This is a genomic window from Mesorhizobium sp. M8A.F.Ca.ET.208.01.1.1 (genome assembly GCF_004791315.1).
GTDB lineage: Bacteria > Pseudomonadota > Alphaproteobacteria > Rhizobiales > Rhizobiaceae > Mesorhizobium.
This window is the reverse complement of record NZ_SRUT01000267.1, coordinates 1-311: the sequence shown is the minus strand read 5'-3', so window position 1 is coordinate 311 and position 311 is coordinate 1. Positions and strand designations below refer to the sequence as shown.

Genomic DNA, 311 nt, shown 5'->3' with positions numbered 1-311 from the left:
GTGTGCTCTTCCGATCTTGCGTGGCGCCGAACTGTCCGGTGATCTTGGATGGGAACTGTCGCTCGCCCAAGCCGAAGATTTCCCGGAGGCTGGAGAATTCTTTATTCTCACATGGCTGGCCCTGGTGGTTTCGGACCGTCAGCGGCTCGGCAAGGTAATCGAGCTGGTCGCCGAAAATCCCGAATCGATTGTCGGTGTGAATGGCGCAGTCACCCTCGCACCGGTAAAATGGCTTTCGCCTTTCGTGCAGGGTTGGCTGGAATCGCCGCAATGGCCTGCGCGAGTGGCAGCGCTTGCCGCATGCGCGCGGC

The 311-nt window shown here is 60.5% G+C and carries 1 protein-coding gene; it reads left to right on the top strand.

Annotated elements, in window-relative coordinates; all coding sequences use genetic code 11:
* Positions 1–311, top strand: a 311-nt coding sequence (locus tag EN851_RS36660) for a hypothetical protein (protein WP_189587362.1), incomplete at both ends; no start/stop codon positions are given.